The sequence below is a fragment of the Blautia sp. MSK18_10 genome, from assembly GCF_020553185.1.
GTDB classification, from domain to species: Bacteria; Bacillota; Clostridia; order Lachnospirales; family Lachnospiraceae; genus Blautia_A; species Blautia_A wexlerae.
On record NZ_JAJCGT010000001.1, the window covers coordinates 111,064 to 128,494 of the forward strand.

Annotated in this window: 14 protein-coding genes and 1 other annotated feature; of the genes, 1 reads left to right on the forward strand and 13 read right to left on the reverse strand. The window is 42.5% G+C overall.

Annotated elements, in window-relative coordinates; all coding sequences use genetic code 11:
- Window positions 1-132 precede the first annotated feature (132 nt).
- From LI074_RS00485 to hisC, 13 genes are all read right to left on the reverse strand, one after another.
- Window positions 133-561: an ACT domain-containing protein gene (locus LI074_RS00485; RefSeq protein WP_055149592.1), complete on the reverse strand. Its 429-nt coding sequence runs from the start codon at window positions 559-561 to the stop codon at window positions 133-135.
- A gap of 34 nt (window positions 562-595) precedes the next feature.
- The gene (locus LI074_RS00490) at window positions 596-2,974 is read right to left on the reverse strand and encodes a ribonucleoside triphosphate reductase (RefSeq protein WP_008706456.1); all 2,379 of its coding nucleotides are present in this window, start codon (window positions 2,972-2,974) and stop codon (window positions 596-598) included.
- Between the two features lie 215 nt (window positions 2,975-3,189).
- Window positions 3,190-4,425: a GTPase HflX gene (gene hflX / locus LI074_RS00495; protein WP_008706455.1), complete on the reverse strand. Its 1,236-nt coding sequence runs from the start codon at window positions 4,423-4,425 to the stop codon at window positions 3,190-3,192.
- Between the two features lie 24 nt (window positions 4,426-4,449).
- On the reverse strand, window positions 4,450-5,499 hold the full coding sequence (locus LI074_RS00500; protein WP_025579231.1) for a tetratricopeptide repeat protein: 1,050 nt from the start codon (window positions 5,497-5,499) through the stop codon (window positions 4,450-4,452).
- A gap of 20 nt (window positions 5,500-5,519) precedes the next feature.
- A complete protein-coding gene (gene glmM, locus LI074_RS00505) occupies window positions 5,520-6,866 on the reverse strand; it encodes a phosphoglucosamine mutase (RefSeq protein WP_008706453.1) in 1,347 nt (448 codons plus the stop codon).
- Between the two features lie 131 nt (window positions 6,867-6,997).
- Window positions 6,998-7,915 carry a nucleotidyltransferase family protein gene (locus LI074_RS00510; RefSeq protein WP_173697582.1) on the reverse strand — a complete coding sequence of 306 codons (918 nt, stop codon included), beginning with the start codon at window positions 7,913-7,915 and terminating at the stop codon, window positions 6,998-7,000.
- Window positions 7,916-7,995: 80 nt separating this feature from the next.
- Window positions 7,996-9,072: a peptide chain release factor 1 gene (gene prfA / locus LI074_RS00515; RefSeq protein ID WP_008706449.1), complete on the reverse strand. Its 1,077-nt coding sequence runs from the start codon at window positions 9,070-9,072 to the stop codon at window positions 7,996-7,998.
- A complete protein-coding gene (gene prmC, locus LI074_RS00520) occupies window positions 9,065-10,030 on the reverse strand; it encodes a peptide chain release factor N(5)-glutamine methyltransferase (RefSeq protein WP_173697583.1) in 966 nt (321 codons plus the stop codon). The genes prfA and prmC overlap by 8 nt, the downstream gene beginning before the upstream one ends.
- Window positions 10,027-10,995 carry a DUF1385 domain-containing protein gene (locus LI074_RS00525; RefSeq protein ID WP_022380506.1) on the reverse strand — a complete coding sequence of 323 codons (969 nt, stop codon included), beginning with the start codon at window positions 10,993-10,995 and terminating at the stop codon, window positions 10,027-10,029. Before LI074_RS00525 ends, prmC begins: the two co-directional genes overlap by 4 nt.
- Before the next feature lie 74 nt (window positions 10,996-11,069).
- Window positions 11,070-11,273, reverse strand: coding sequence for a 50S ribosomal protein L31 (gene rpmE, locus LI074_RS00530; RefSeq protein WP_020993628.1), 204 nt, complete (start codon window positions 11,271-11,273; stop codon window positions 11,070-11,072).
- A 188-nt stretch (window positions 11,274-11,461) separates the two neighbouring features.
- Complete coding sequence (gene rho / locus LI074_RS00535; RefSeq protein WP_008706443.1) at window positions 11,462-12,859, reverse strand: transcription termination factor Rho; 1,398 nt, start codon at window positions 12,857-12,859, stop codon at window positions 11,462-11,464.
- Between the two features lie 438 nt (window positions 12,860-13,297).
- Complete coding sequence (locus LI074_RS00540) at window positions 13,298-13,798, reverse strand: COG2426 family protein (RefSeq protein WP_008706441.1); 501 nt, start codon at window positions 13,796-13,798, stop codon at window positions 13,298-13,300.
- Window positions 13,799-13,813: 15 nt separating this feature from the next.
- Window positions 13,814-14,869, reverse strand: a complete 1,056-nt coding sequence (gene hisC, locus LI074_RS00545) for a histidinol-phosphate transaminase (protein ID WP_173697584.1) — start codon at window positions 14,867-14,869, stop codon at window positions 13,814-13,816.
- Between the two features lie 147 nt (window positions 14,870-15,016).
- Window positions 15,017-15,244, forward strand: a binding site (T-box leader).
- Between the two features lie 164 nt (window positions 15,245-15,408).
- Between hisC and thrS the strand changes: the two genes are divergently transcribed.
- Entirely contained in the window at window positions 15,409-17,370 is a 1,962-nt protein-coding gene (gene thrS / locus LI074_RS00550) for a threonine--tRNA ligase (RefSeq protein ID WP_118339299.1), read from the forward strand.
- Window positions 17,371-17,431 lie beyond the last annotated feature (61 nt).

Sequence of the window (17,431 nt, forward strand, 5' to 3'; positions counted from 1 at the left end):
TATCATTGTTTTCTTTTATTATATAGTATTCCTAGTCATATAGTCAAGATGTATTCAACTTTCCTATATGAATATACAAAAAATCACAGAACCATCCCCAGTCCTGTGATTCTCTCACTGTCTTATACAGTATTATTTCTCCAGTTCTTCTGCTGAAGTAAATACATTAAATCCATTATTCTTAAGAATGCATTCTGTCACTGCACCATCCTCCGTCTGAAGAATTACTACAGGTCTGAGATCTTTTCTGTGGAAAGAAGTATAAATATAGTCAAGACTTACATTACTGTCTGATGCTACTTTCAGGAGTTCATCCAGACCGCCTACCTGATCTTTCATATCAACTACGATCGCCTGTGTAATACGATTCATATATCCACTCCTGTTTAAAACAATTTCCGCTTTATCCGGATCGTTGCAGATCATACGGAAGATTGCAAACTCCGGTGCATCGAAGCATGCAAATCCATAAATATTAATCCCGTTATCTGCAAGTATCCCTGTCACTCTTTTCAGACTTCCTGCTTTATTTTCCACAAATACAACATTCTGTTTGATCATCTCTTTTATCCTCCGGTCAACTCTCTCAGTATCTTTATAATCCCTCATCCACATATTTCTTAATATTGGATGTATTTACATATTTCGTCATATGCTCACCGTCTGTGATCACCAGAGTCGGAGCCTGCATAATTCCAAACTCCTTCACCATCTCCGGATTCTTCTCCGCATCAATAATCTCGAACTCCCTGCCTTCCAGTATCTTCTTCGCCACTCTGCAGTTCGGACAGGTACTGGTTGTAAACAGGTATTTATGTGATGCCACAGGTTCTATCTTCACATCATCCTTAGTCACAGTAACTACACTGGCATGAACCGGCTGTATTTTTCTGATATCTGAATGCATCACATCATAAAGCGTACGGTTCTTATACTCCTGTGCTTTACCGTCATTCCAGTTCTGTACAGGTCTGTAATATCCTGTGATACGACTGTAAACCTCCGCCTTCTTACCACATTTCGGACAAGTGAAATGCTCTCCGCTGATGTAGCCATGTTCCTTACATACAGAATAGGTCGGCGAAATCGTATAATACGGCAGTTTATAATTCTCTGCGATCTTACGTACCAGTGCTGCTGCTGCTTTCCAGTCAGGAAGCTTCTCACCGATAAATGCATGGAATACAGTACCTGATGTATAAAGCGTCTGCAGATCATCCTGAATATCCAGTGCATCAAAAATATCTGTGGTATATTCAACCGGAAGATGAGAACTGTTTGTATAATAAGGAGTATCCCCTTCCTTGCCTGCAGTCTTAATATCCGGCCAGCGTTTTCTGTCGTGTTTGGCCAGACGATAGGCAGTAGATTCAGCAGGAGTTGCCTCAAGATTAAACAGTTCTCCTTCGTACTTCTCCTGATAATCGGACAGACGTTCCCGCATATGAAGAAGAACTTCTTTTGTAAACCTCTGCGTACGCTCATCAGACATATCTTTTCCCAGCCAGCGGGCATTCAGACCAACCTCGTTCATTCCCACCAGTCCAATGGTAGAGAAATGATTGGAAAAGCTTCCAAGATATCTCTTTGTATAAGGATATAATCCCTCATCCAGCAGCTTACCAATTACTTCACGTTTAATATGCAGAGAACGTGCGGAAATATCCATTAAGCGATCCAGACGATTGTAAAACTCTTCCGGTGTCTTGGAAAGATATGCGATACGCGGCATATTTATAGTTACTACCCCCACAGAACCGGTACTCTCTCCTGATCCGAAGAAACCACCGCTCTTCTTGCGGAGTTCTCTCAGATCCAGACGCAGACGGCAGCACATACTGCGGATATCACTTGGTTTCATATCACTGTTAATATAGTTTGAGAAATACGGTGTTCCATATTTGGATGTCATCTCAAAAAGAAGGCGGTTATTCTCTGTATCAGACCAGTCAAACTCATTTGTTATGGAATAGGTCGGAATAGGATACTGGAACCCGCGTCCGTTGGCATCCCCCTCGATCATGGTCTCAATAAATGCCTTATTGATCATATCCATCTCTTTTTTGCAGTCTTTGTACTTGAAATCCATATTCTTTCCGCCTACGATAGCCGGAAGCTCTGCAAGATCATCCGGTACTGTCCAGTCCAGCGTAATGTTGGAGAAAGGTGCCTGTGTTCCCCATCTGCTTGGGGTATTGACTCCATAAATAAAAGACTCAATACATTTCTTCACTTCCGGATAGCTTAAATTATCTGCCTTGACAAAAGGTGCCAGATAAGTATCAAAGGATGAGAAAGCCTGCGCTCCGGCCCATTCATTCTGCATAATCCCAAGAAAGTTTACCATCTGATTGCAGAGAACACTCAGATGCTTTGCAGGTGAAGATGTGATCTTGCCTTCAATGCCGCCAAGTCCCTCCTGAATCAGCTGTTTCAGTGACCATCCTGCACAATATCCGGTCAGCATGGACAAGTCATGAATATGAATATCCGCATTTCTGTGTGCATCTGCGATTTCATTGTCATAAATCTCAGACAGCCAGTAATTTGCAGTAACTGCACCAGAGTTGCTTAAGATCAGACCTCCAACTGAATAAGTAACTGTGGAGTTCTCCTTTACACGCCAGTCCTCAACCTTCACATAACTGTTTACGATTTCTTTGTAATCCAGAATCGTTGACTTCATGTTGCGAACCTTTTCCCTCTGCTTGCGGTAAAGAATGTAGGCTTTTGCCACATCTGCATATCCGGCCTGGATCAGCACATTCTCCACACTGTCCTGAATTTCTTCTACTGTAATCTTATTATCTGTAATCTTTTTCTGAAAATCAGAAGTAACACGCAGCCCTAAGAGATCAATCATCTCTTCGCTATAATTTTTCTCTTTTGCATCAAAGGCTTTATGGATAGCCGCTGTGATCTTGCCTATTTTAAACTCATCCACTTCGCCATCACGTTTTACTACCTGAAACATATCTAATGCCCCCATTTTCTCTTGTTAATCTGTTTCTCCTGCATATTCTTACCGGAGATATTTCTGTCGTTACTGTCTACTTTGCTCTGAGTAACACTGTAGATTCATTGTATCAGAGTATCACCGGTTCGTCAACACGCAAAATACCACATAATGTTCCTCATTTTCGCAAAAGGCACAATATATGGTATTTTCTTATTTTTCAAAATATTTTTTTATACAACTCTGGCGTAGATTTCTTTCGGCACCCTTGCCTTCACAGCAATCCCTTCCTCCGTGTATTCCTCTGAGATAAGCTGCCCATATTCGCGGATCAGCTGGATTTTTCCTGCTTCCTGATAAGGGAAAAGGCGCTCCACATAAATCTGTTCTTCAGCAAGAAGCTTCTCCAGAAGATCATTCAGATCTGCAAGACCCTCGCCTGTCTTTGCAGAGACCTTCAGCGTATAGTCCGATTTAAAATCTCGCAGTACGCATGCCCCCGGCGCATCCTGCTTATTAAAGAGTGTGATGATCTTCTTTCCCATCACTCCCAGTTCTTTTAATGTCTCATATACCACATGCATCTGCATCTCTGCCTGCTGATTGGAAGAATCTACCACATGGATAATATAATCTGCATATTTGGCCTCTTCCAATGTGCTCTTGAATGCTTCGACCAGATGATGCGGAAGCTTATGGATAAATCCAACCGTATCTGTGAGAAGAATCTGCTGTCCGTCCTTCAAATTTAAAAGTCTGGTAGTTGGATCCAGTGTAGCAAACAGTTTATCCTCTGATAAAACCTCTGAGCCTGTCAGTGTGTTCAGCAGCGTAGATTTTCCCGCATTTGTATATCCTACGATCGCAGCAGTCTTCATATTGCCTCTGGCCCGGCTGGAACGGATCAATTCCCTGTGTTTCTCCACCTGGGATAATTCCTGCTTCAAAGCAGAGATCCTTGTACGGATAAGACGACGGTCTGTCTCCAGCTTTTTCTCTCCCGGACCTCTGGTTCCGATTCCACCTCCCAGACGGGAAAGAGATTCCCTGAGACCGACCAGACGGGCAGATCTGTAGCGAAGCTGTGCAAGCTCTACCTGTATTTTACCCTCACTGGTTATAGCTCTCGCTGCAAAAATGTCCAGAATCAATAATGTCCTGTCCATCACCTTACAGTCCAGTTCCCGCTCCAGATTATTCAGCTGTGCAGGAGAAAGTTCGTCATCACAGATAATTCCGGTTGCATCCATAGCATATACCAGTGCACGTACTTCCTCTATCTTTCCTTTTCCAATATAAGTTCCGGGATGCACAGACTCACGATTCTGAATGATTCTTCCCACTGTAACAGCTCCCGCAGTTGATGCAAGCTCCTTCAGTTCATCCAGGGATTCTTCCACATTATCATGATCATCCGTCTGCACTCCCACAAGAACCACCCGTTCTTCAAGCTTTCCAAATTCTTCCATAAATTCTCCTCAGTCAGATGGATATTACACACGCGTTTTAAGAAATGCAAGTTCCTTCTTAACAGTTTTATCTTCCGGGTATAATTCCAGATATTCCTGTGCTTTCTGCAAAGCAGTCTGAAAATCCAGTTTCTTCTCATAGACTACGATCTCATTAAACAGCAGACTCTGCATATCCTCCGCTCCTGCCACATGGATTCCGCTTTCTATATCAGAAAGGGCACTGTCATAATCCCCATCCTCTATATCACACAGTGCAAGTCCGTTAAATCCTTTGGCTCCGTTTTCTGCCTGTGATACATACTGCTGAAACATTGCTTTTGCATTTGCGCTGTCTCCTTTATCCATATATACCATACCAAGCAGAACCAGTGCCTCCGTATTATCGCCGTCTATGGCCTGTTTCAGTTCACTTTCAGCATTTTCATAATCATCCATATAATAATAAACTCTGCCGCGGTCACAATGATCCTCTGCATTTTTTGCAGTTCCTGACAAAGCAGCTTCCAGATAACGGGTTCCGTCTGCTTCCATATCCCTGTTCAGATATGCCCCGTAGATCTGGATAGCTCTGTCATAAGTTGCATCTTCGCCGTAGGCCTGTTCAAAATTAGCAGAAGCTTCCTCATAGGAATCCATGGCCAATGCTGTTTCTCCCGTAAGGAAATACAGATCCGCATCCATTTTATAGTTTTCTGCCAGAGTCTGGCAGTCTTCCAGCGCTGCCTCATAATCCTTTACTTTGAGATAAGCCACAGCTCTATACGACAGAATATCTTTCTTTAATGCTTTGCCAACTTTGTCACATTTAAGCGCATCATTGAAATATGTTATGGCTTCTTCATAGTTTCCAAGCTTGAGTTTCGCTACACCTGCACCTCTGTACGACTGTGCAGGCTTCACTCCTTCAGAAATTGCTGTCTCGTATTCTTCAAGTGCTGCCTCATAATTTCCCTGTTCCAGATCCTGTGCAGCCTGTTTATAATTCTTTGTATTTCCCACATTGCAGCCTGTCAGAAGTCCAAGGCTTAAGCAGACAGCAGTCAGAAATAATCTTTTTTTTCTGTTATACATGTAATTCCTTTGCCAGTAAATCAGTCAATGAGCAATCCTTCAGATTCCATTACCTTTACTACATGATCAACATTCTCAAGGCAGAGTTCATCTGTTCCGGCTTCTACCATAACACGAATCAATGGCTCTGTGCCACTCTCGCGTACCAGAATACGCCCATCACTTCCCAGTTTCTTTGCAACTTCCTCTACAGCAGCAACTACCTTCGGATTCTCTCTCGCAGTCTTCTTGTCTGCCACCCGGACATTTCTGAGAAGCTGTGGATAAACCTTCATTTCCCTTGCCAGATCACACAGAGTTGCTTTCTTCTCTACACACGCTTCCATTACCATGAGAGAAGTAAGGATTCCATCACCTGTTGCAGCGTAACGGCTGAAAATAATATGTCCGGACTGCTCACCGCCAAGACTGTATCCATTCTCCATCATATTCTCTGCCACATATTTATCTCCTACTGCAGTCTGCTCATATTTCATACCCTCTCTCTCCAGAGATTTGTACAGACCGAGGTTTGACATAACAGTGGTTACTACTGTATCATCTTTTAATCTGCCCTGCTCCTTGAGATATTTTCCACATACATACATAATCTTATCACCGTCGACCACATTTCCCTTATGGTCAACAGCAATACAGCGATCTGCATCACCATCATAAGCAAAACCGATATCCAATCCATTGTCCACAACATATTTCTGCAGGACTTCAATATGGGTAGAGCCACAGTTTGTATTGATATTTGTACCATCCGGCTGGTTATTGATCACATAAGTCTTTGCCTGAAGTGCCTCAAATACACTCTTTGCAATAGCTGAAGAACTTCCGTTTGCACAGTCAAGCCCTACTTTAATGCCTTTGAAATCCCTGCTTGGAATAGAGATCAGATGTCCGATATAACGATTTCTTCCTGAAGCAAAATCCACAGTGCGTCCAATATCTTCTTTAGTTGCCAGAGGAAGATCCTCGATCAGGCCATCCAGATATGCTTCAATCCTTGCTTCTACTTCCGCTTCAATCTTCTGTCCGTTTCCATTGAGAAGTTTGATACCATTATCATAGAATGGATTATGGCTTGCGGAGATCATAATACCACAGTCAAAATCCTCTGTACGTACTGCATAGGAAACACTTGGGGTCGTCGTTACATGAAGAAGATATACATCTGCACCGGACGCTGTCAGACCTGCAACAAGTGCATATTCAAACATATAACTGCTTCTTCTTGTATCTTTTCCAATAACAATCTTAGCTTTATGGTCTCTTCCATAATACCAGCCTACGTAGCGCCCCACCTTAAATGCATGATCTACTGTCAGTTTAACATTTGCTTCTCCACGAAATCCATCTGTTCCAAAATATTTTCCCATAATTGCTCTCCTTTACTTTTTACAATATCCTCTGTTTCTGCACTGCATACTGTATTTCCCGGATCACACCCAAAACTGCTTTTAATCAGATCAGACATGTCTCCTGCGAAAGCTGCAGATATCTGCTTAACTTATTGATAAAGTCCCTGAGGATATATACCCGCTTCTGTAAGATTTTTAAATGCTCTCATTACTGCTTCTTTATCTTCCTGATAGGTTACACCAAACCATGTATCCTTTGTCTCCAGGACATCAACTTCAGCACTTTCATTTTTGATCAGATGGTCAACTAACTCCGGAAGCAGATATTCCTTTTTTGTATCTTCCGGTGCGAGTCCACTGAGAAATTCTGCAAATCCTTTCTCGAGAACCTCCATAAAGTCCGGCGTCAGTCCCCACATATTCATGGACACCAGATCCTTTACATCCAGTTCCTGCACACTTCCGTCCGCATTTCTTGACTCTGCACCTGTGGCAGTCTTAAATATATCATGCGTCTCTGTCACACCTGTAAGCCGTCCATTCTCAATATGGCAGATTCCTCTGGTAACGCTTCCATTATCGCTCAATGTATTTCCAAGCCTGAAGCCGGCCATACAGATATGGAGTTTTCCGTCCTTTGGCTGTTCCTGCACAAGATAATCATGCACCTTCACATAAGCTTCTTTTCCATAATAATCATCTGCATTGATAACAATAAATGGCTCATCCAGAACCTTCTTTGCAGCAAGTACAGCCTGTCCGGTTCCCCAGGGTTTCGTGCGGTCAGCCGGTTTCGTAAATCCCTCCGGCAGATCATCAAGCTCCTGGAATACATATTCTACTTCCGTAATTTTCTCAATACGCTCGCCGATCACTCTGCGAAACTCTTCTTCCAGATCTTTACGGATAATAAACACTACTTTGTTAAATCCGGCTTCCAGCGCATCGTGGATGGAATAATCCATAATAATCTCTCCACATGTTCCCACCGGTGCAAGCTGCTTGATTCCTTTTCCAAAACGACTTCCGATTCCTGCCGCCATAATTACAAGTGCTGTTTTCTGCATAAATATTTTCCTCCTGACATTCTTCTCTCATATCAATACTTTTTCAGTCATCTTCTGTCACATACCCTCTCCGCAATATTCTATTCCGCATCCTGAAGATTACTTAATTTTGCTGCCTGATCTGCTGCGATCAGACTGTCAATGATCTCATCCAGATCCCCGTTCAGAACATTCTCCAGTCTGTGCAGTGTCAGTTTGATTCTGTGGTCTGTCACACGGCCCTGTGGAAAATTATAAGTTCTGATCTTCTCTGAACGGTCACCTGTTCCAATCTGGCTTCTTCTTGCCTCAGCCTCAGCATCATGCTGTTTGGCAAGCTCCATCTCATACAGACGGGAGCGAAGAACTTTCAGTGCTTTATCTTTATTCTTAAGCTGTGACTTCTCATCCTGGCAGGAAATTACGATTCCGGTAGGAATATGTGTCAGTCGCACAGCAGAGTCTGTTGTATTGACACACTGTCCGCCGTTTCCGGATGCACGGAACACATCGAATTTACAGTCATTCATATCCAGATGGAAATCGATTTCCTCTGCTTCCGGCATAATAGCAACTGTACAGGTAGAGGTATGGATACGTCCGCCGGATTCTGTTTCCGGAACTCGCTGTACACGATGTACACCACTTTCATATTTCAGTCTGGAATAAGCACCTGCACCTGTGATCATAAATGTTACTTCCTTAAATCCGCCGATTCCGTTCTCATTGAGACTCATCATTTCTGTTTTCCAGCGGCGGGATTCTGCATATTTCACATACATACGGTAAATCTCTGCTGCAAAAAGGGCAGCTTCATCCCCACCTGCACCTGCACGGATCTCCACAATAACGTTCTTGTTATCATTAGGATCTTTCGGAAGAAGAAGGATCTTAAGTTCATGTTCCAGTTCCTCTACATTCTTCTTTGCCTCAGACAGTTCTTCCTTCAGCATTTCCCGCATATCTTCATCTTTCTCTTCCTCAAGCATGGAAAGACTGTCCTGTATCGTTTCTTTGTTTTTCTTATACTCCCGGTAAGCATCTACTATCGGCTGCAGATCGCTCTGCTCTTTCATCAGCTTCTGAAAATGTTCCTGATTATCGGTAACTCCCGGCTCTCCAAGTTCATTAAGCACCTCTTCAAAACGAATGAGCAGATCGTCTAATTTATCAAACATATTTATCCTCCTGTAATTTCTTTCGCCCCAGAACCACCCGGTCCAACCCGGCCAGATCCTGCCTTATCTCAATATCTTCAAATTTATATTTCCGCAAAAGAGCTGCCACATCTTCTCCCTGGCTGCATCCGATTTCATATAAAAGCCAGCCACCCGGAACAAGATGATCCTGTGCCTGTTTCGTGATAGCCCTGTAAAAATAAAGTCCATCTTCCATACCATCCAGCGCCATACGCGGATCATGCAATTTTACTTCATCCATAAGATCTTCAATTTCCGCTGTAGGAATATATGGCGGATTTGATATAATCATATCATAAGCTCTGCTATAATTTCTATTACTATTTTCGCATTCTGTCATTTTTACAGTATCTTTTACAGCAGTCCTTTTCATATACTCTGTTCCGTACACAATGTTCTGCATTTCAGAAAACAGATTACTCTGTACGAATTCCGCATGCTCTGCCACTTCCAGTGTCCGTGCATTCCGCACAGCCACTTTCAGTGCCTCATCTGACAGATCCACGCCTGTTCCGTATGCATCAGCTCTCTCCTTCAGAATACTGATAAGAATACAGCCGGATCCTGTACACATATCAAGAATATATGGATTTTTCACAGCTTTCATGCATTCAAGAGCGGACTCCACAAGTGTTTCCGTATCCTGTCTGGGTACCAGCACATTCTTATCCACATAAAATTCATGCCCCATAAAAAAAGCCTGATGCGTCAGATGCTGCAGCGGTATGTGTCCCGCACGTCTGCTGATCAGTTCCAGATATCTTTCAGCAGCACTTTCTGTGACACTTTCTTCTCCGTATGCAAAATAATACGCCCGGCTTTTTCCTGTGACATATTCCAGGAGAAGCCAGGCATCCAGCCCGGCTTCCTTAATCCCCGCCTGTGCAAGGATCATCTGTCCTTTTTTTAATAATCCTGTCAGAGTTTCTCCGTTCATTGTTCTGCTTCAACTCCAAATTCTTCCTTCAGATATGCTTTCCAGTCAAAAACCGCCTCTACAGCCCTGATCGCAACCTCTGCCATATCTGCTGTCGGTTCCTTAGTTGTAAGTTTCTGCATTGCCAGACCCGGTTTACTGAAAAAGTCAGCAAGTTTGCTGTCTGATCTTCCAGCCCACTGAATAATCTCAAAAGATATTCCTGCTACAACCGGCACCATAAGAAGTCTTCCAAACAGTCTCACCCAGTAAAACGGAACCAATACAAAAATAAAATGCAGAAAAATGCTGACCAGCATAACCAGAAACAGAAAACTGGTTCCACATCTCTTATGCAGTCTGGAGCTTGCAAGAACATTATCCACCGTAAGCGGCAGTCCATGTTCCACGCAGTTAATGCACTTATGCTCTGCTCCATGATACATAAATGTTCTCTGAATATCCTTCATTCTGGAAATCAGAAGCATATATCCCATAAACAATGCAAGCTTTACAAATGCCTCAACTATTGTAACTGCAAATTCCGAAGCGCCAACCCTTCTGCAAAGACTTGCAAGGGCGTATGGCAGCAACATAAAGGCGGCAACTGATACCACGATCGAGACAGCAACTGTCACATATAACAGCCATTTGAACTGCTTATCTTCTTTTGCCTTTTTTGCAGCAAGCTCCTCTTCTGAAAGAGCAGCATTCTTCTGCTTATCCTCTTCGTCCTCCTCATCCCCTGCGATCTCCGCTGAATACATCAGACATTTTGTGCCGACCACCAGAGAATCCACGAAGCTTACCACACCTCGGATCAGTGGATATTTGAGAAATTTTGCATTTCCGAATACACATTTGTAATCTTCTACTTTTAATTCAATCTCATTGTCCGGTCTGCGGACAGCAATGGAATATTTATCCTTATGGCGCATCATAATGCCTTCCATTACAGCCTGACCGCCGATGTTCGATGATTTCATTATATTTCTCCCAAAGAAACAAGAAAGGCTGAGATTTCCCAACCTCAACCTTCTCAATTCTTACTATATTCTGATTATTTGTTCAGGCCGTATTTCTTATTAAACTTATCGATACGTCCACGAGCCTGAGCTGCTTTCTGCTGACCTGTATAGAATGGATGACATTTAGAGCAGATTTCTACGTGGATGTCCTGTTTTGTAGATCCTGTTACGAATGTGTTACCACAGTTGCAGGTTACAGTTGCCTGATAATAATTAGGATGGATTCCTTCTCTCATGATTTTCACCTCTCTGTAAAGATTCTATTTTCTATTCGTATTCATTTGACGAATTTACTATTAAACAGCTTTATGAGTATAACATATCGTCCCATGGAATGCAAGTTATTTTAAAATTTATTTTAAAATTTATTTAATATTTTTGTTACTGAGAACGTAGCGAACAGTAACTGTTTTTTTACAACGTTTCAGATAAACTTCTGTTTTTTTACAGTCTGCACAAATTCAGCATTATTTTTCGTACGGGTAAACATATTCAGGATCTGTTCTACCGCATCTTCTGACTTCATTCCATTGAGGGCTTTTCGCATAATGTAAACCGCTTCCTGTTCTTCTTTACTCAGCAGCAGATCCTCTCTTCTTGTACCGGATTTCTGGATATCAATTGCAGGGAATACCCGCTTTTCCTGCAGTTTTCGGTCAAGCACCAGTTCCATATTACCGGTTCCCTTAAATTCTTCATAAATTACATCATCCATTTTACTTCCCGTATCCACAAGCGCTGTAGCAAGAATAGTAAGGCTTCCGCCCTCTCTCATATTTCTGGCCGCACCAAAGAAACGTTTCGGCATATGAAGAGCCGCCGGATCCAGACCACCGGAAAGAGTTCGTCCGCTGGGCGGTATGATCAGGTTGTATGCCCTTGCCAGTCTTGTAATAGAATCAAGAAGAATTGTAACGTCTTTTTTATGTTCCACCAGACGACGTGCACGTTCTATTACCATTTCAGACACACGTTTATGATGTTCCGGAAGCTCATCAAATGTAGAATAAATGACTTCCACATTATCGCCACAGATGGCCTCCCTGATATCTGTAACCTCCTCAGGACGCTCATCGATCAGAAGAATGATCAGATGCATGTCCGGATTGTTTCTCAGAATAGACTTTGCCACATCTTTCAGCAAAGTTGTCTTACCGGCTTTCGGAGGAGATACGATCATTCCTCTCTGTCCTTTACCGATAGGGCTGATCAGATCTACGATCCTCATGGCAACTGTGCCGCCCGGTCTTTCCATTATCAGTCTCTCATTTGGAAAAATCGGTGTCATATCTTCAAAATTATATCGTCTCTGCCCTTCACTGGGATGGAATCCGTTGATAGAGGTCACATATAGCAGGGCACTGAATTTCTCTCCCTGTGTTTTGATACGGATATTCCCCTTAATAATATCACCTGTTTTCAGGTTAAATCTGCGTATCTGAGAAGGTGATACATAAATATCATTTTCTCCCGGAAGATAATTCTCACATCGGATAAACCCATATCCATCCGGAAGTACCTCAAGGATTCCGTCTGCTCTCTCTCCACTGTCAAGCTGTACTGCCTCTGCCGGGGCATGATACTGTGTACGTTCCGGTGTTTTGTTATACTGGGGGATTCTCTCTCCGTTACCTTCCACTTCACTCTGCTGCGGTTTCTCCCGGACTGTTTCCTGTTTTTTTGTCTCACCTTCCAGTTCATCTTCGTGAAGCATTCTCTCGATCAATTCCGGTTTTCTCAATGCTGAAACCCCTTTTAATCCTCTGGCTTTTGCCAAATCCTTTAAAGTTGCCAGTGATAATGATTCATACTTTTCTCTCATAAAATAATCCTCTGCTTTTTGTTTTGATTGTTAATATTGATAATTATTTTTATTTTTGTTTTCCTGATTTCCTATGTATCTGAGCAATTTATTCTTTATTAACTTTTCCTGTAACAGTTAGTGGGATAATCTGTCTGAAGTGACACGAATATCAGATCTGCAGCAATGCATATCGCAGGAAAATTATACTCCTGCTCCTGTGTCGACAAGTTAATTCCTGTAGTAATCCTGTCTGCACACCGGTATCTTTATATTTATCTTAGCACATCTTCTTCATAATTGACAATACCATATTATTCCAAATCTTTATTATTGGCAAGCTGTTTTATACGTCATAAAACTGATATTATCGACATAAAAGCAGAAATCCGGAGACATAAAATATGTCCCCGGATTTCCGGTAAATCAGATATTAATAACACTTATTTAAGAAGACAATTAATGTACCAGATTTCCCACTAATCCATAAGAAACAATATACATAATGACAGTTGCCATAATAATGCCACAAAAAATTGCCAGAGAGGACTTCTTAATATCAATTTCCAGAAGAGATGCAATCAGAGATCCTGTCCATGCCCCTGTTCCCGGAAGCGGAATTCCCACAAACAGCATCAGTCCCCAAAACTCATATTTCTTTACCTGATCACTTTTTCTCATTGCCCTGTCTTCCAATTTCATAACAAGTCCCCGAAAGAGTTTCGTCTTTTTTAAAACCTTGAAAATCTGTCTGATAAACAACAGAATAAACGGAATAGGAATAATATTTCCAACAATACACAGTGGAATTGCCTTTGCAGCCGATATCTTAAGTAAGGATGCTGCAAGCAATCCTCCCCTGAGTTCCAAAAGCGGAATCATTGAAATAATAAAAACTGCCCCTTCCGGTGAAATATATTGTGACAGATTCTGCGAGAACCAATGTACCAGTGCTTCCATAAAACCTCCTAACTTTTACTTCAGATAATCCTTCAAAAAATTAATAAATTTCTGCATTTCTTCCTTTGTTCCAACTGTGATACGAAGGAAATTGTCAATTCTGTCCTTCTGGAAGTAACGAACATAAATATGCTGCCCTCTCAATGCCTCAAAAAGTTCTTTCGCAGGGCAGGTTTTATGCGTAGCAAAAATAAAGTTAGACATAGAATCCTGAAAAGAGAATCCCAGTGCCTTCAATTCTTTCTTTGTCCATTCTCTTGTCTCTATGATTTTATTACATGTCTCATCAAAATATGCTTTATCTTCAACTGCCGCCACACCTGCAGCAATCGCTGTACGGTCCATAGTATAAGAATTAAAAGAATACTTCACATCATTCAGGAATCTGATCAGTTTCTCATTTCCACACGCAAAACCAATTCTCATCCCAGCCATAGAACGCGACTTGGAAAATGTCTGTACGACCAGAAGGTTGTCATATTTTTCAATCAATGGAAGCGCCGACTGACCACCAAAATCCACATAAGCCTCGTCCACGATCACAATCACATCAGGATTATGGCGGATAATATCCTCCACTTCCTCCAGCGGCATCTCCACACCTGTCGGCGCATTCGGATTCGGGAATACAATTCCTCCGTTTTCTCTGAAATAATCTTCCTTCCTTATATGAAAGTTCTCATCCAGTGCCGGTCTCTCATATGGAATGCGAAACAGGTCTGCCCATACATCATAAAAAGAATATGTGATATCCGGAAAAAGGACCGGCTTCTGTGAATTAAAGAATGTAAGGAAACTCATGGCAAGCACATCATCGGAACCTACTCCCACAAAAACCTGTTCATCCTTCAGCCCGTAATTCTTTGCAATGGCATGTACCAGTTCTCCTGCTGTAGGATCCGGATAAAGTCTCATAGTATCTGTATCCATCTCCCTCAACGCCTTCTCCACTCCAGGTGCCGGCGGATACGGATTCTCGTTGGTATTCAGCTTGATCATATCCGGCTGATTGGGCTGCTCGCCTGGTGTATATGGTATTACTTTACGTATATTTTCTTCCCATCTGCTCATTTATCTGATTCCTTTCATGTTTTTTATTGTTTTTCACTTTCGTCAGTATAACATTAATCTCTATTTTCGTAAATCAACTTTTTGCATTTTACTGATTGACAAACCCACTTTGCAAGTTTATAATAGGCGGCAGAAAAGATAAGAAGGATCAAAACGTTGAAGAGAAGAGTACGCTGAGGAACGTTACAGAGAGAAATGTATACCGGTGCAAGCATTTCATCGCGAACCAGCCGAAGACCACCTCTGAGTGACTTTAATACAGTCCGGTGATTCCGTTACCATCGAATGAAGCGGTTCTGATCAGATGATTTATCCATCAGTAATGTATCAGAACAACCGGGGTGGAACCGCGAGTAATGTTATCTCGTCCCCTACAGTATTTAACCGTACTGTAGGGGATTTTTTTATTCTTTCTTTTACCCCTTCGCAGTACAAAAAACTGTTACTGTTCACTCCGTTCTCAACAATACGCTCCGCGGGATATCAACAGTGAACAGCAACTATAACAAATCCATACTAACGTAAAGGAGATAATCATCATGATCGTAACATTAAAAGACGGCTCAAAAAAAGAATACGCTGAAGCAAAATCCGTAATCGACATTGCTTACGACATCAGCGAGGGACTTGCACGTGCTGCCTGTGCAGGAGAAGTAAACGGAGAAGTTGTAGACCTGAGAACAGTTATTGACAGTGACTGCGAATTAAACATCCTGACAGCAAAAGATGAAAAAGGACTTGCAGTTCTCCGCCATACAGCATCCCACGTACTTGCCCAGGCAGTACAGACCTTATTCCCGGATGCAAAGGTTGCTATCGGACCTTCTATTGATACAGGATTCTACTATGATTTCGACTGCCCTCCATTCTCCCGTGATGACCTGGATGCAATCGAAAAAGAAATGAAAAAGATCATCAAAAAAGGCGCTAAGATTGAACGCTTCACAAAATCAAGAGAAGATGCCATCGCATACTTCCAGGAGAAAAATGAACCATACAAGGTAGAACTTATCGAAGATCTTCCTGAAGGCTCCGAAATCTCTTTCTATTCCCAGGGAGACTGGACAGACCTCTGCGCAGGTCCTCACCTTATGAGTGTAAAGGGTGTAAAAGCATTCAAGCTTCTCTCCTCTTCTAGCGCTTACTGGAGAGGCAGCGAAAAGAACGCAATGCTCACACGTATCTACGGAACAGCTTATGCTTCCAAGGATGAGTTAAAAGAACATCTGGAACAGATGGAAGAAGCAAAAAGACGTGACCACAACAAACTTGGCCGTGAGATGAAGATCTTCACAACTGTAGACGTGATCGGTCAGGGACTTCCACTTATCATGCCAAACGGTGTGATCATGATGCAGGAGCTTCAGCGCTGGATTGAAGACGAAGAAACAAAACGCGGATATATCAGAACAAAAACTCCGTTAATGGCAAAGAGCGACCTCTACAAGATTTCCGGACACTGGGATCATTACAAAGAGGGCATGTTCGTTCTCGGCGACGAAGAAACAGACAAAGAAGTATTTGCGCTTCGTCCTATGACATGCCCATTCCAGTACTATGTATACAAAGCAGAACAGCACAGCTATCGTGATCTGCCTCTTCGTTACGGTGAAACATCCACTCTGTTCCGTAATGAGGATTCCGGGGAAATGCATGGTCTGACACGTGTGCGTCAGTTCACGATCTCCGAAGGTCATCTGATCGTAAGACCTGACCAGATGGTAAAAGAATTTAAAGACTGTATCGCACTTGCACAGTACTGTCTGCAGGTTCTTGGTGTAGAGGAGGACGTAACCTATCACCTTTCCAAATGGGATCCTAACAACAGAGAGAAATACATCGGTGATGCAGAAGTGTGGGATCAGACAGAAGCTCATATCCGTCAGATGCTTGAAGAACTGAACATTCCGTTTACAGAGGATGTTGGCGAAGCTGCATTCTACGGACCTAAAGTTGATATCAATGCCAAGAACGTATACGGAAAAGAAGATACTATGATCACGATTCAGTGGGATGCTCTTCTGGCTGAACAGTTCGACATGTATTATATCGATGAAAACGGTGAAAAACAGCGTCCATACATCATTCATCGTACATCCATGGGATGCTACGAGAGAACACTGGCATGGCTCATTGAGAAATATGCAGGTATGTTCCCGACATGGCTCTGCCCGGAACAGGTTCGTGTGATTCCAATTTCCGAGAAATTCCACGACTATGCTGCCAAAGTTGAAGCTCAGTTAAAAGAAAACGGAATCCGCTGCTCTGTTGACCAGCGTTCCGAAAAGATGGGCTACAAGATCCGTGAAGCACGCCTTGCAAGAGTTCCATACATGCTCATTGTTGGCGCCAAAGAGGAAGAAGAAGGCAAGGTTTCCGTAAGAAGCCGTTACCTTGGCGACGAAGGAATGAAAGACCTTGGTGAGTTCCTTACATCCATCAAAGAAGAAATCAAAAACAAGACAATTCGTAAAATCGAAGTTCAGGAAGAAAATAAATAAAACAGGTATTTTACTTTAACCTGTTCAAATAAGTCCCCACCCTCTGCTTTAATTGCATCAG